We start from the raw sequence: 13,947 nt of genomic DNA, 5'->3' as shown, positions 1-13,947 counted from the left end.
GTAGGCTAAAGCCGGTACACCTCAAAGGCTCTGTAATTTAATCATCATCCTTGTCTGCTTTTTTCTCGGGAATGGGCAATAAAGGCACATGGTAGCTTTGCAGAATTGTATTGATTTGCTGCTGGTTTTTGTTGATTAATGCATTTAGCTGAGCTTTACGCTCGTTATCGCCATAACGCACACCCATCGCCATAGAATAATCAAATTTCAGATTTAGAGTTGATTTCATCGGCAGCATTTTATAGGCATCAGGCTGTTGAGAGACGATATAAGCAGCCATAGGTCCCCATAAAATGACCATATCAATATTACCCGCCTGTAATTCCTTTTTTATCATCATGGCCGTGTTGTTTTCACTGTCACCGGTCATGGTCTGGTAGGGAACCCCTTGGTCTAATAATCCGCTTTGTTGTAACCAGGCAGTTCCTGGTCCGCGGTCAAACATGGCTATTTTTAAACGTTCTTGCTTAGCAAGCGGGAGTGATCTGAGTTGTTCTGGAATAGTAATATTATCCCAGCCACGACCTTTAGCAATCAGCAAAACATATGTTGAATGATAATAAGAATCTGTTGTTGCGGTAAAGTCAAAACCTGCTGGTACGCCCATAATGACATCGCATTTATATTGTTCAGTATCACCAATAGTCGCTTTTAAGGTGTTGCGTACAAAGCCAATGCGCTGAGGAAACCAGAAATATTCGACTTCCTGATCTAGTTGTTTAGCAAACAGTTCAGCAATTTTATTTTCATAACCGTCTTGTTTCTTGCTTGAATAGGGAGGGTTCAATGGATCGGCACACACTCGAAATTTTTCGGTTGCGTGGCTGGAAAACGCTACTGCACTTAATATTAAAGCAGAAAGCAGTGATTTAGATGATTGTATGGCTAACATGAGTAATCTTAAATTAAAGTAGGATGTGTAGGATATGCATTGCATACCGTTAAACATAAGTAGATACATAATATACCCTACAGCATAAACAAAAAAGCCCCGGCTAAAATATTAGCCGGGGCTTTTTAGGTTTAAGTTAATCTAAAAGACAGATTATCTTAGTTAGGTAGTGCGAATACAGTAAATACACCACCTAATTTAGTAAAAGAGCTTAAGCTTCTGTATGCTCCTACCGCACCTAGGCCTTCAGAGTTTGAATCAGATTCACCTGAATCAAGTCCCGCAGCGATACCAATACCAGCCCATCCGCCGATACCTGAAAGTACACCCACATATTGCTTACCTTTGTAAGACCAGGTATTTACGTTACCGATGATGCCTGAAGGTGTTTTGAATTTATATAATTCTTTACCTGTTTTTGCATCAACAGCTTTTAAGTAACCTTCTAATGTACCGTAGAAAACTACATCACCAGCAGTTGCAAGTGAGCCAGACCAAACAGAGAATGTTTCTTTGTTAGACCAGGCAATTTTACCTGTAGTTGCATCAAAAGCAGTGAACTGTCCCAGGTTAGTTGTACCATCCGGTTTGCCTGTAAGTACGTCCGCACCTGCCGGCATCATGCTTAAAGTTGCTCCTACATAAGGCTGACCCGCAGTATATGAAACTTCAAATGGTTCGTATTCCATACATAGGTGGTTACCTGAGATATAGAATAGGCCAGTTTTAGGAGAAAATGAAACAGGCTGCTGGTTTTTAGCACCTAATGCTGCAGGGCATGTGCCTACAGTATTAACGTCTTCACCATTAGCTTCTGTACTGTATTTAAGATCCAATACTGGACGACCTGATTTCATATCAATATGTGTTGCCCAGTTAACTGATTTATCAAATTTTTCAGCAACTAACAATTCACCAGTAACACGGTCTAATGTGTAACCAAAACCATTACGGTCAAAATGCACGATAGTTTTGCGCATTGCACCTTTAACTTTTTGATCAACTAAAACAGTTTCGTTGATACCGTCATAATCCCACTCATCATGTGGAGTCATTTGATAAACCCACTTAACTTCACCCGTGTCAGCATCACGTGCCCATAAAGACATGGACCATTTGTTGTCGCCAGGGCGTTGTACAGGGTTCCATGTAGAAGGGTTACCTGATCCGTAATACACTAGATTTAGTTCAGGGTCATAACTGAACCAGCCCCAAGTAGTACCACCACCGATTTTCCATTGGTCGCCTTCCCAGGTGTTAGTACCTGAGTTTTTACCAACAGGGGTAACTTTGCCATCTTTCCAGGTTGTTGATTTTTTAGGATCCATAATAGTATCGCCATCAGGACCCATACTATAGCCTTTCCATACCAATTGACCTGATTTGATATCATAAGCAGCCAAGAAACCACGTACTCCAAATTCACCACCAGAAATACCTGTGATAACTTTGTCTTTAACAACTAAAGGGGCTTGAGTGTTAGTCATCCCTAATTTAGGATCACCATTTTGTACACTCCAAATACGTTTACCCGATTTAGCATCTAAAGCAGTTAAAACAGTATCAGATTGTTGCAGGAAGATTTTACCATCACCATAAGCTAGCCCACGGTTAACCGTATCACAGCACATAACCGGGATAGTAACGTCTGCATCCATCGTTGGCGTATATTCCCAGATAACAGCTTGTGTTGCTTGATCAATCGCATAAACTGTATTAGGGAAAGGTGTATGGATATAGATAACATCGTCAATGACTAATGGGCCACCTTCGTGTCCACGTAATACACCTGTAGAAAAAGACCATGCTGGCTGCAGATTTTTAACATTATTGGCGTTGATCTGATCCAATTCACTATAACGCGTACCTGCGTAGTTGCCACCCCAAGTTGCCCAGTTAGCAGGGTTGCTGGTTAATTTCTCAACACCACTATTTGCAGATGTAATAAAAGGCGTTGCAAGTAAAGCTGCTACAGTTGAAGCAAGTAGTAAGCGTTTTAAAGGCTTCTTCATATAATTCCTCCAAAGATTCTATTTAAAAAATAGATCCGTGTTTGTTGTTGTTAAGACTAATATTAGTTTTAAGCTTAAACGAAGTAATGTTATTTTGATCCCGAGCTACGGGTTATTCCAATCACTTCGGCCTATTAAATTTAATGATTTTGAGGTAAAAGTCAACTTATAACTTAGATGATTGTGAGGGTTAAACTTGATTGCTTATTACGAAATCAGTGTAAGTTATTGGTAAAGCATCATTTATTACGGCATAATTTTCCTTTTGAACAGAATTATTTAGATGACATTATTATGACAGATCGATGGGATACTAATTGATGACTTTACCAGATATTATATTGATTATGTCAGGATTACTGGTGATATCAATGATGGCTGATAGTCTCTGCCGCCATTTACCCATCCCTTATACCGTTTTATTAGTGATATTAGGCATGGCGGTGAACTATTTTGCGAATGATGTGCAGATTTTGAATTTACATCATTTCAGCCAGTTTCATTTGACCTCGGAATTAGTATTGTATATTTTTCTGCCCGCGTTGGTTTTCGAATCTGCATTGTCATTAGATGCGCGTGCCTTAATGAAAAATATAGTCCCGATATTAATGATGGCCATTGTCGGTATGTTGGTGTCTGTGGCACTTGTAGGTTTTGGAGTGTGGTGGTCTTTGAGCTTACCGCTAGTTGTGGCTTTACTGTTCGCCAGTTTGATTTCTGCCACAGATCCCGTGGCTGTTATTTCTCTATTTAAAGAGTTAGGTGTTTCAAAGCGCTTAAATGTTTTGGTGGAAGGCGAGTCATTAATGAATGATGCCACAGCAATTGTGTTATTCAATATATTAATGATGCTACTGGTAGAGGATAACTTTTCGTTTGCAAATGGCTTGCAGGCAGCGGGGGAGTTTTTTAAGGTTTTTTTGGGTGGTATTGTTGTCGGAATATGTACCGGCATCATCGTCAGTGAACTGTTGGTGCGCTTATTTCATGGCAATCAAAGTATTCCAGTGGTTTTATCACTGGTACTGGCCTATTTTAGTTTCATTTTTGCCGAGCATGAACTGCATGTTTCAGGAGTTATGTCCGTTTTAGCGGCGGCGATTACTTTAAACATTGCAGCCTTAAGTCGCCTGTCAAAACAAACCATTGATAGCATTCATGACACCTGGAAATTTATAGTTTTAATCTGTAATTCATTGCTGTTTATTATGATTGGTTTATCAGTTGATATAGTTCAATTGGCTGATTTTTGGCATGCTATTTTGTGGGTAGTTATCGCGGTCTATATCGCGCGTGCAGTGAGTGTTTATGTTTTAATTCCCTTGACTACAAGAAGCTTTTCGTTAGCACAAATCAGTTGGTCTGAGCGACATATCATGTGGTGGGGGGGGCTAAAAGGAGGTTTAGCGATTGCAATAGTTATGTCTATTCCTGAAGCCATGCCAGAGAAGCCTTTATTAATAAGTTTAACATTGGGTGTGGTGCTAGTTTCCTTGCTGGTTAATGCGCCTACGATTCACTGGTTAATGCATTTTTTGAAAATGGATTTATTAAACCAGAGCGAGCAAGCCGAACTTAAACAGACTATGCAGCAAGCGACTCAGTCTGTTGATAAGGTTCTGCATCAATTTACAAGCTTGCATTTACTGGATAGCACGATGGAATCAACGGTTGAGTCCAAGTTGCACCGTACTCTGGATATTGCTCAGATTACCTTGTCTGATCAGCAGTTGCTGAGACATGCGCACTTAAAGGCATTGCAGGCTGAGACAGAAGAGATTGAATATCTGTATGAAATAGGATTGGTTAATTATTATACCTTGGTCACTTTTAAGGATATTTTACGTATCGACGGGCAACACAGTATCGATTATTTGAATGCCAAGGGTAATGGCTGGCTGCAGCCTAGTCTATTACTCGATTTTGAACGCTTTATTATCCATTCTCTGAGCGAAAAAGAGTGGACTCAAGGTTTATTAACGCACTATCAGAGACGCCGTTTTGCAAATAAAATCCTACATGATATTGCTGGCGTATTAATGGCGCATAAGGGTTTGAAAGCAATCAAGCAGATGATTAAAGACGGACTTGATGCCGAATTAATTAAGCCTATTCAGCAAGGGTATCAAATACGTTTAAAACGCCGACAAAATCGCCTGCATTATTTTAGCGAAAATTACCCCTTGTTTTTTCAGCGCTATGAAGCCTATGTATTTCAAAAAGTGGCTTTGCGTTATTCATTGCAATTGCTGCAGAAAAGTCATGATCAGGGGATGATTAGTGCTAAAGTATTGCAGCTTATCAGCCAAAAATTGACCGATTCACTGGAGCAAGTGTCGTTTTTTAAAATGTCATCGCCCCTTGCTAATCGACATGCATGGCTTAATCGAGTTCCCCTTTTTGAAAATCTCCCTGTCGATTTTTTAATGAAAATGGGGCAGGAAGCTGTCTATGTTAATTTTTTACCTGGAGATACTGTTTTTTATCAAGGTGATGTAGGCGAATCACTGTATATTCTTTTAAGTGGTCAGGTCAAGGTATGGATTGCAAATGAGGCAGGTGAAAATCAACTGGTAGCAGAGCGAGGTGAGGGTGCACTTATTGGTATTCGGGCTTTATTAAAAAATAGTAACAGATCGGCAACGGTAGAAGCAAAAACCTATGTGACCTGTTTACGTTTATCAGCTAAGAATATATTGCAATTTTCTATAGAAAATGAAGTCTTGGGCGGGCGTTTACAAAAAATGGGATTATTAACAAAATAATGGATCAGCAACAACAAATTGAGGAGTTTTTTGCCGCCGACGGCAAATTAGCTAAAGTGATTCCTGGCTATTTGCCGCGTGTGGCACAAGTGGAAATGGCAAAAGCTGTCGCCCAAAGTATTGAAAATAAAGAGCACGTTATTGTTGAGGCTGGGACAGGGACAGGAAAAACCTTTGCCTATCTGGTGCCGGCAATTTTATCCGGTAAAAAAGTCATTGTTTCGACGGGAACCAAGAATCTTCAAGATCAGTTATTCAACAAAGATGTACCGCTTATACGCGCAGCGATGACAGTGCCATTTGCTGCCGCGTTATTAAAAGGGCGCGCTAACTATCTATGTACTTACCGATTAGAGCTAGCTATACACTCAAACCTGGGCTTTAGTCGCGAAGAAGCAGCAGATCTGGCTAATATTAAAAAATGGTCCAAGAGCACGCGCACAGGTGATATTTCAGATATGCCCGATGTAATGGAATCCAATCCTGTCTGGGGGCAGGCAACATCGACCCGCGAGAACTGCATAGGTCAGGAATGCCCTGAACATGCAGAATGCTTTTTAATGAAAGCGCGTAAAAAAGCTCAGGATGCGCATTTAATAGTCGTCAATCATCATTTGCTCTGTGCAGACTGGTCAATCAGAGAGACAGGTTTTGGTGAATTGCTGCCCAATGCAGATGTGGTGATTATTGATGAAGCGCATCAATTAGCCGATACCGCATCAAATTTTTTAGGCATGTCCCTGGGTTCAAAGCAACTCAGCGATTTGGCAAAGGATGCATTAATGGAATATTTTCAGGATGCTAAAGACATGCCTGATTTACGCGTGGCCTGCGAAAACCTTGAGCATGAAATTAAAGATATGCGCCTGGCCTTTGGCCTGGATATGACGCGGGGTGACTGGAAGGATATCGAAGCTAACCCCAAAATTATGGACGGATTAAAGCGTTTACAACAACACCTGGATAGTTTGGCTGATCAACTGGAACTCGCTTCAGTGCGCACCAAAGGGCTGGAAAGTTGCTTTAAACGCGCGGAAGAACTAGAACAGCAGTTTAAAAATATCTTACAGGATAGCAGTGGCAAATGGGTGCGCTGGTATGAAACGCATAAAAAATCTTTCACCTTAAATCTAACACCATTAGATATTGCAGCAGAATTTAAAACCTTTATGGCACAGCACAGTGCATCATGGGTCTTTACTTCTGCAACCTTAAGTGTCGCACATAAATTTGATCACTTCGCTAAAAGCCTGGGGATTAGCGATCCCAAAAGTTATAGCTGGGAAAGTCCCTTCGATTTCCCCAATCAATCCCTGTTTTATCATCCCAAAGGCTTGCCTCAGCCGAATTCACCTGAATTCGTTGCAGAGATTGTAAAAGTCGCAATTCCTGTTATTAATGCCAGCAAAGGGCGCACCTTTTTCTTATTTACCAGTCATCGGGCCTTACAGGCGGCTGCGAAAATATTAGACAAACAGATCAAGTATCCTATATTAGTTCAGGGTGACAAGCCGAAAGCTATTTTACTGGATGATTTTAAGCAGAAAGGTAATGCAGTATTACTCGGCACCGCCAGTTTCTGGGAAGGTATTGATGTACGGGGTGATGCATTATCAACCGTTATAATTGATAAATTACCCTTTTCATCGCCGGGTGACCCGGTTTTAAAGGCACGTCTGGAGGCCATGGAAAGGCAAGGTCGAAAACCGTTTATTGAATATCAGTTACCCACCGCTGTCATCGCCTTGCGTCAGGGAATAGGGCGGCTAATTCGTGATGTTAATGATCGCGGAGTGTTATTACTATGTGATCCTCGATTACTCAAAAAGTCTTACGGGCATATGTTTTTAAACAGTGTACCCGCTATGCGCAGGACGCGTGATATTAAGGATGTTGAAGCGTTTTTTGCTGAGCAAGAAGAGTAAATCAAACTTTAGACGTTTAGCAATGCAATGAAGTAAAAAGGGGCATTACGCTGCAAGTCCTTTCCAGAGTGTGCTAGTTTTTAGTGGCGCCTGCCTGGTACACCAGAGCATGTAAGCAAAGGAGTTCATGATGCGGCGTAACACTGTTTTTGTTGAAACTGGGCAAGGCTGACGATTCTCTTTTTAGCTTATTTGTCTATAGATTCGTAATCTATGTTCTTCCTTAAAAAATGAAAGTGTGTTACGGTTTCATATATATTTTGCTGCACATCAGGAGATATGTGGCATTCGGTAAACCCCTCTAGCCACTTTAATAAAAACGAGGATGCCATGGATATGAAACGAACCCTTATTTTCGTCCTGTCACTTTTTCTGACATCACAAGTTCAAGCACAAAGTGATCAAGAAATCTTGCAAATGCTCAGAAATGCAGCTGAACTGGTTCGGACGAAAAATGCCACAACCCAGAGTATGCTGGGTATTTACCAAATGGCAAACAATGCTGAAGGTTACCGATTGTCTCAGCACGAGGCTCAGTACCATCAGCAATTTTTCAATTATCTGGAAAGTTTATCGAAGAATCCTGGTCAGTTACGGAACCCTACGAATGCTCTGGATTACGATGCAAAGTACTGGGAGTATTGCTATCGCACAAGCCAGCAAGATTATCGGGCCTATCAGCAGATTGCACCTGCTCTGCAACAATGGGTGGCTCAAAGGCAATGGGAGGCTTCTACTTCTGAAGGGCGCCAGGCATATCAAAATCGTCGTCAACAAAACCAATCAAACTGGAATGCGTATCAGGCTAATCGCAAGGAAAAAGCCGCTGGATTCGATAGCTATATGAAAGGTTTGCGTGAAGCTTCAAATCAACGTGATAAGAATCAACGCCAGTTCATCAACGCCATCAACGAGGAGGAAACTGTAACTAATCCGTATGATGGGGAATCCTATCAAATAGACTCAGGTGCAAATCAAACGTGGATGAACACTGATGGCGAGTATATTCAAAGTGATGACGTCTTTTACGACCCGAATGCCGATAATGACACGAATTATCAAAACTGGCAGGAGGTACAGCCGGATTAGGGGGGGTAATGACATTAAGTTTATATTTACTTAGCCCTCTTGTAGTTTCCAAAATGGAATTTATTTTTCATTTTGGATTTAGCTCTGTTATAGCTTCTACCAACCCGTATCGGCTCATTCGTACAAAGTGCAAATAGGGACTTCAAGTCTTGCAATGATGCGTTAATGCAAGACCTGAACATCCCTCTGGAATTTACAAGTTATTTTTATAAATCAAACTAATTATCTGGCGAGATAAGATTAGGCTGATACTTTTTTATTCGTAATGATATTACGATCTATACGAATTACTCTTCGTCTTGTGATTTTGAGTTTTTAGCAGAGGTCGTTATTTTTTTTAAATCACTTAAATTAAAGTCATCTAAATAAAGTATTAATATTCCCAAAGAAATAGAGAATAAATAGCTAAATGTAGGCACTCCAGGAAATAAATAAATATCCAACAGCCCCCAGACTCCTCGCCATAGCATAATCATAGCTATCAGAATGACAATGGCATTAATGCTGGGATATTGCTTTAATTTAGCTAATGGAAGTTTTGCTTTTAGTTTTATTAACATGATTTTTCTCTTAAAATTTGGAGTAGTCGCCAATCGCTGGAGGATATAGAGTATAGGATTGTAGTTTTTTAAACTTCAATTCTTTTATTTTAACACGAATGGGAGCAAGCGAAGCCAGGGAGGTCCCAGTTCTAACAATACAATATCTATACTGCTATCAAAGGCGTGGCTAGATTGTTAACGCACAGGGTAAAGTCTATGATTCCAGAAAAATGTATGAATATTAGAACTGATCCTAAAGTTCCTTAATTCAAACGACACACTTTGAGGTGTGATTGGTTTTAACCTGTCAAATATAGGGTACTAACTGGCGCGGGCTAAAGCCATGGCCTACTAGGGATTATTTACTACATAGACAGAAAATAACTGCTGTCTATCGCGAAACATTTTTTTAATAACAGAAAGTCCTGTCTGGCGGAAACACTTTTTATAAAAATGCTCGTTTTCTGGTAAATCGTTATCTATCACATGTGAGCAAATGCTGCTAATCGCCTCATCATCAAAATCATGCCATTGTTCTGTAAATACATCACATGCTCTTTTAATATAGGCAGGTTGATTTTCATCTGCTGTCATTTCTAGATCATAAAAAATAAATACTCCCTGGTTCGATAAATGCCGGGATATCAAGCTAAAACATTGTTGTTTCTGTTCTGTATTCAGATGATGCAGGCTATAACCTAAGAGAATAATGTCATAGCGGTGTTGATTAGTTTGCAATTCACTGAGTAAATCATTGTTGATTAGCTGTATATTTCCACTGAGCGATTGTAAATTAGTTTTGCCAATTTCCAATGCCGCAGGTGATAAATCGATACCACGGTAATCAATTTGTTTATGTCTATTATTTACATTTTTGATACTCTGGCTGAATATATAAGCATCCCCACAACCTAGATCGAGTATAGACAGGCTGGTAAATTTTCCGATTTCGCAACTGACAATATCTACAATTTCAGCATGGTACATATAATTATTGCGGATTACTTTTTGATAAATATTCCACTGCTGAGTAAATAATGTTTGCTGAGATTTATCTTCAATTTTCAATACTGACTCCTGACTCTTGTCCTATTCTTGATTTTGCCATTGCACTAGCATCAGATTCAACACAAACACTGAATAATAAACCAAACCAAAAGAGTTAGTATGGATTAAAAATTAAAATTAATTATCTGCTGCTTATGGCTGTACGCTGACGACTATCTTAAATTAAAAACATCACGCAGGGACTCGTCCTGATTCTGCCAAATTGGAAAGCATTATTTGTCAATTGTTCTTGCCCCACAATACACCGTTGACTATACCTTTTGCGTTAAAGCCCTGGGCGAACCATGACGTATTAAGTGTTGTAAGCAGTGCTCTCCGAAGTATTATGCGGGATTATCACTATCAATAAATACGCATTCTAAATGAAAGTGCATTTGTATTTTTTGCATAAGCGCTAGTACGCCAAAAATTTCTGTTGCATAATGCCCTCCGGCAAACATATGGATACCGTTTTCCTGACTTTCATGCCAGTCATGTTCGGATATCTCGCCGGTAATATATGCATCCAGTCCTGCTTTTTGTGCCAGAGCCCAGTGACTGTTCGCTCCGCCAGTAATAATTCCGATTGATTCAATCAGCTGATTTTCATCTGGACTGGCTATAATGACATCATGATTTAGTACAGAATGTAATTTCAAGGCAAGTTCTTTGGCAGAGAGTGGTTGTTCAAGCAGACCTTCAATCCCGGTCGGATTACCTTTATAATCCCCAAACGGGCCTTGTTGATGACAGCCTATCAGTTGACCCAGGAGAGCTGCATTACCGACTTCAGGATGTGCATCCAATGGGAGATGGTAGGCAAATAAATTGATATTGTGTTTTACCAAAGGGAAAATGCGTTTGGCAAAAGATCCGGTCAGCGTACGAGTGCCGTGGAAATGCCAGAATAAGCCATGATGTACAACCAGCGTGTCGGCCCCAAGATTTGCTGCCTGGGTGATTGAGTCACGCGTAGCAGAAACAGCAAACGCTACTTTCTGGATGCTTTCTGATCCCTCAATTTGCAAGCCATTAGGACAATAGTCTTCAAAGCTTGACGGGTTGAGCAGGTCGTTAAAATAGCGATTTAATTCGTCCCTATGCATGGTTTTGTGCCTCGAATTTTAACCATAAGGTTTTAAACGTGTCAGTAAGAGTCTGGTCGTTATCGGCAACGCGCCGGGAAATATCTTTTATATTAAACCATTGACCACCATCAATTTCTTCCGCTTCTAATGTAAAAGGGCCGTTGTGTGTACTACGATAGACCTGTACAAATTCCATGCCTGTTTCGGGTATTGCAGGTAATTTGAACAGAAACGTGAGTGTTGAGTCTACACAAACCCCCAGCTCTTCAATAGTTTCCCGGTGAGCACAGGCAGCGTATGTTTCTCCTGCATCGACATGCCCCGCTGCTGAAGTATCCCATAGCCCGGCATTGATATCTTTACTTAGTGAGCGTTTTTGTAAAAAAAGCTGCTGTTTATCATTGAATACGAGAATATGCACAGCTCTATGACGCAAGCCAAGTTGATGGACTTTCTTACGGGGCTGGTTTTCGATAAATTGGTCATTTTCATCAACAACAGCAATCAGTTCATGGTTCATATGTCTCCGTATAAGCATAAACCTGCAGGAATCAGTCAGACTGTTATTTTATTAAACTGATTTTTACAGGATAAAGGCTTTAGCCTTTTTTAGTATTGAGGTATTCTAAAACATTCATCAGCTAATGCGGTAATATTATGGCAAGACGTAGTGAACATAGTCAGGTAGAAATAAAGCAAATGGTGCTGGAAGCTGCGGAAGATATTGTCCAGGAGTATGGATACACTGCGCTGAAAGTGCGTAAAATTGCCGCCGACATCGGTTATACCGTCGGTAGTATTTATATGGTTTTTGCTAATATGAATGATTTGATCATGCATATTAAAGTCCGGACATGGCAGAAACTGGATCAGTACTTACAAGCGCGATTAAAGACAACTGGAACCGTGCAAGGTATCGCGCTTGCTTATCTTGATTTTGCTGTCGCTAATGAAGGTTTGTGGCGCATGCTGTTTGAGCATCAGTTGCCGCTGGGAGAGCCTGTTCCTGAAGGGTATTTGCAAGAAAATCAGCGAACTTTTGAGTTAATGTATGACTTGATTAGGCAGCTTGATCTCAGGCATACCGATGATCAGGTGCAAATGGCTGCACAGGTTTTAATTAAAAGTGTACAAGGGATCGCTATGCAATTATTAATGCAAAATCAAACGTCGGAAAACATCACAGTAGCAAAGGCAGAAATTATATTGCTAGTTGATTGTTTCTTGGGCGGCTGGGGCAATCAGGCTAAATAAAGTGACTTTTATTTCTGCTCAACAAATAACACTCGTAAATGTACTAGTAAATATATACAAGCTGAACTGAAACAAGTTTTTTCTATAAAGAATATCAAGTATGCGTACAAAATGAGCAAACAGGAAAATTACCAGATTCGTCGAAGTCAGCGTGCCAGGCGTGCCAGGATCGTGGTAACAGCTGATAAAGTAGAGGTTGTAGCGCCGTTGCGTATGCCCGAGAAACAAATTCAGCAGTTCATGCACGCTAAGCAGGCGTGGATTGAATCGGCAAAAAATAAAGTGCAGCGACATGTTGATAGCAGCGTAAGTTTTGCCCCCGAAAGTTATCAGCAGGGTGCGAAGATTCCCTATTTGGGAGAAAGCTATTTATTGCAGATTGAATTTGGCCAGCACACGCAGATTAGAATCGATTTTTTTCAGTCTTTTATTGTTTATGTACCTGAGAAATTTAAAAAAATGTACAGTGGAACGGCACTGAATGAACAAATTCGTCTGGCAATTATTCACTGGATGGGACAGGCCGCTGCAAAGCAGGCGCAAAAAACGATTGATCAGTTTGCTCCCTTATATCAGCTCAGCCCGCGTTCTATTAGCATTAAAACCCAGAAAAGTCGCTGGGGCAGTTGTGGTATTCATAATGATATTAATTTGAACTGGTTATTGATTCTAGCACCTGCCGAGGTATTTGAATACGTGGTGGTGCATGAGTTATGTCATATACAACAACGTAATCATTCTGCTGCATTTTGGGCTCTTGTTGCCAGACATTGCCCGGGATATGAGCAACAGCGACGATGGCTTAAAAAGTACGGGGCGAGTTTAATGCTCGGCTTATGAAAATAATAAGGGATTTATTGTTATTGATTATGTTTGTCGGATTGTTACAAACCTTTATGCAGCGTGATATGCGCTCAGGTGCTACGCCTGATTTGCCGATGAAAACCCTAAGCGGCGAAAATAGCGCTAAGCTGTTGGCCAATAAACCGGCTATTATTTATTTCTGGGGAAGTTGGTGTGGCATTTGTGCTGCTATTCAAGGCACCATCAGTGAGGTTTTGCATGATTATCCGGGGATAACAGTCGCTTTGCGCTCCGGCAATAATGCCAATGTTTTAAGCTATATGCAAAAACATAAGCTGAATTGGCAAGTTATTAATGATAATGACGGTGCTTTAGCAGAAAGTTTCGGAGTGAGCGCAGTGCCTGCTGTTTTTATCCTGGGGGCTGATGGAGAAGTAAGTTTCATTACGCTGGGGTATGTAACTGAAATAGGTTTAAGAGTCAGGTTGTGGTGGTTGACATCTGGTTATTGGGTCGGCTGATTTTGGTG

Annotated in this window: 12 protein-coding genes; 6 read left to right on the top strand and 6 right to left on the bottom strand. The window is 40.6% G+C overall.

The window, feature by feature from the left end:
- Positions 1 to 37: 37 nt before the first annotated feature.
- Both AU255_RS17155 and AU255_RS17150 read right to left on the bottom strand, forming a co-directional pair.
- Positions 38 to 892 carry a quinoprotein dehydrogenase-associated putative ABC transporter substrate-binding protein gene (locus tag AU255_RS17155; protein WP_080524110.1) on the bottom strand — a complete coding sequence of 285 codons (855 nt, stop codon included), beginning with the start codon at positions 890 to 892 and terminating at the stop codon, positions 38 to 40.
- A 158-nt stretch (positions 893 to 1,050) separates the two neighbouring features.
- On the bottom strand, positions 1,051 to 2,904 hold the full coding sequence (locus AU255_RS17150) for a methanol/ethanol family PQQ-dependent dehydrogenase (protein ID WP_080524109.1): 1,854 nt from the start codon (positions 2,902 to 2,904) through the stop codon (positions 1,051 to 1,053).
- 320 nt (positions 2,905 to 3,224) lie between these two features.
- Here AU255_RS17150 and AU255_RS17145 point away from each other — a divergent pair, with 320 nt between their 5' ends.
- From AU255_RS17145 to AU255_RS17135, 3 genes are all read left to right on the top strand, one after another.
- Positions 3,225 to 5,669, top strand: a complete 2,445-nt coding sequence (locus tag AU255_RS17145) for a cation:proton antiporter (protein WP_080524108.1) — start codon at positions 3,225 to 3,227, stop codon at positions 5,667 to 5,669.
- A complete protein-coding gene (locus tag AU255_RS17140; protein ID WP_080524107.1) occupies positions 5,669 to 7,594 on the top strand; it encodes an ATP-dependent DNA helicase in 1,926 nt (641 codons plus the stop codon). The genes AU255_RS17145 and AU255_RS17140 overlap by 1 nt, the downstream gene beginning before the upstream one ends.
- A gap of 336 nt (positions 7,595 to 7,930) precedes the next feature.
- Positions 7,931 to 8,683, top strand: coding sequence for a hypothetical protein (locus tag AU255_RS17135; RefSeq protein ID WP_233144721.1), 753 nt, complete (start codon positions 7,931 to 7,933; stop codon positions 8,681 to 8,683).
- Positions 8,684 to 8,970: 287 nt separating this feature from the next.
- Here the strand turns inward: AU255_RS17135 and AU255_RS17130 are convergent, their stop codons facing one another.
- The 4 genes from AU255_RS17130 to AU255_RS17115 all read right to left on the bottom strand — a co-directional run bounded on the left by AU255_RS17130 (position 8,971) and on the right by AU255_RS17115 (position 11,880).
- Positions 8,971 to 9,243 (bottom strand): hypothetical protein, encoded by a 273-nt coding sequence (locus tag AU255_RS17130; protein WP_080524105.1) that lies wholly within the window; start codon positions 9,241 to 9,243, stop codon positions 8,971 to 8,973.
- Between the two features lie 333 nt (positions 9,244 to 9,576).
- Positions 9,577 to 10,293, bottom strand: a complete 717-nt coding sequence (locus tag AU255_RS17125; protein ID WP_080524104.1) for a class I SAM-dependent methyltransferase — start codon at positions 10,291 to 10,293, stop codon at positions 9,577 to 9,579.
- A 323-nt stretch (positions 10,294 to 10,616) separates the two neighbouring features.
- Positions 10,617 to 11,378: a Nif3-like dinuclear metal center hexameric protein gene (locus AU255_RS17120; protein ID WP_080524103.1), complete on the bottom strand. Its 762-nt coding sequence runs from the start codon at positions 11,376 to 11,378 to the stop codon at positions 10,617 to 10,619.
- Entirely contained in the window at positions 11,371 to 11,880 is a 510-nt protein-coding gene (locus AU255_RS17115) for an NUDIX hydrolase (protein WP_080524102.1), read from the bottom strand. The genes AU255_RS17120 and AU255_RS17115 overlap by 8 nt, the downstream gene beginning before the upstream one ends.
- Positions 11,881 to 12,017: 137 nt before the next feature.
- Here AU255_RS17115 and AU255_RS17110 point away from each other — a divergent pair, with 137 nt between their 5' ends.
- The 3 genes from AU255_RS17110 (at position 12,018) to AU255_RS17100 (ending at position 13,939) form a co-directional block, all read left to right on the top strand.
- Positions 12,018 to 12,614: a TetR/AcrR family transcriptional regulator gene (locus AU255_RS17110; RefSeq protein ID WP_080524101.1), complete on the top strand. Its 597-nt coding sequence runs from the start codon at positions 12,018 to 12,020 to the stop codon at positions 12,612 to 12,614.
- A 111-nt stretch (positions 12,615 to 12,725) separates the two neighbouring features.
- The gene (locus AU255_RS17105) at positions 12,726 to 13,454 is read left to right on the top strand and encodes a M48 family metallopeptidase (RefSeq protein ID WP_080524100.1); all 729 of its coding nucleotides are present in this window, start codon (positions 12,726 to 12,728) and stop codon (positions 13,452 to 13,454) included.
- Positions 13,451 to 13,939, top strand: a complete 489-nt coding sequence (locus AU255_RS17100; protein ID WP_080524099.1) for a protein disulfide oxidoreductase — start codon at positions 13,451 to 13,453, stop codon at positions 13,937 to 13,939. The genes AU255_RS17105 and AU255_RS17100 overlap by 4 nt, the downstream gene beginning before the upstream one ends.
- Positions 13,940 to 13,947: the final 8 nt, after the last annotated feature.

The organism is Methyloprofundus sedimenti (assembly GCF_002072955.1).
Taxonomy (GTDB): Bacteria; Pseudomonadota; Gammaproteobacteria; order Methylococcales; family Methylomonadaceae; genus Methyloprofundus; species Methyloprofundus sedimenti.
Note: the sequence above shows the minus strand (reverse complement) of the source record. Positions and strands in the feature narration are given on the sequence as shown.

What these genes read in the sequence shown, in the direction of transcription:
- AU255_RS17155 (WP_080524110.1), bottom strand. Translation starts at nt 892, where the DNA reads ATGTTAGCCATACAATCATCTAAATCACTGCTTTCTGCTTTAATATTA.
- AU255_RS17150 (WP_080524109.1), bottom strand. Translation starts at nt 2,904, where the DNA reads ATGAAGAAGCCTTTAAAACGCTTACTACTTGCTTCAACTGTAGCAGCT.
- AU255_RS17145 (WP_080524108.1), top strand. Translation starts at nt 3,225, where the DNA reads ATGACTTTACCAGATATTATATTGATTATGTCAGGATTACTGGTGATA.
- AU255_RS17140 (WP_080524107.1), top strand. Translation starts at nt 5,669, where the DNA reads ATGGATCAGCAACAACAAATTGAGGAGTTTTTTGCCGCCGACGGCAAA.
- AU255_RS17135 (WP_233144721.1), top strand. Translation starts at nt 7,931, where the DNA reads ATGAAACGAACCCTTATTTTCGTCCTGTCACTTTTTCTGACATCACAA.
- AU255_RS17130 (WP_080524105.1), bottom strand. Translation starts at nt 9,243, where the DNA reads ATGTTAATAAAACTAAAAGCAAAACTTCCATTAGCTAAATTAAAGCAA.
- AU255_RS17120 (WP_080524103.1), bottom strand. Translation starts at nt 11,378, where the DNA reads ATGCATAGGGACGAATTAAATCGCTATTTTAACGACCTGCTCAACCCG.
- AU255_RS17115 (WP_080524102.1), bottom strand. Translation starts at nt 11,880, where the DNA reads ATGAACCATGAACTGATTGCTGTTGTTGATGAAAATGACCAATTTATC.
- AU255_RS17110 (WP_080524101.1), top strand. Translation starts at nt 12,018, where the DNA reads ATGGCAAGACGTAGTGAACATAGTCAGGTAGAAATAAAGCAAATGGTG.
- AU255_RS17105 (WP_080524100.1), top strand. Translation starts at nt 12,726, where the DNA reads ATGAGCAAACAGGAAAATTACCAGATTCGTCGAAGTCAGCGTGCCAGG.
- AU255_RS17100 (WP_080524099.1), top strand. Translation starts at nt 13,451, where the DNA reads ATGAAAATAATAAGGGATTTATTGTTATTGATTATGTTTGTCGGATTG.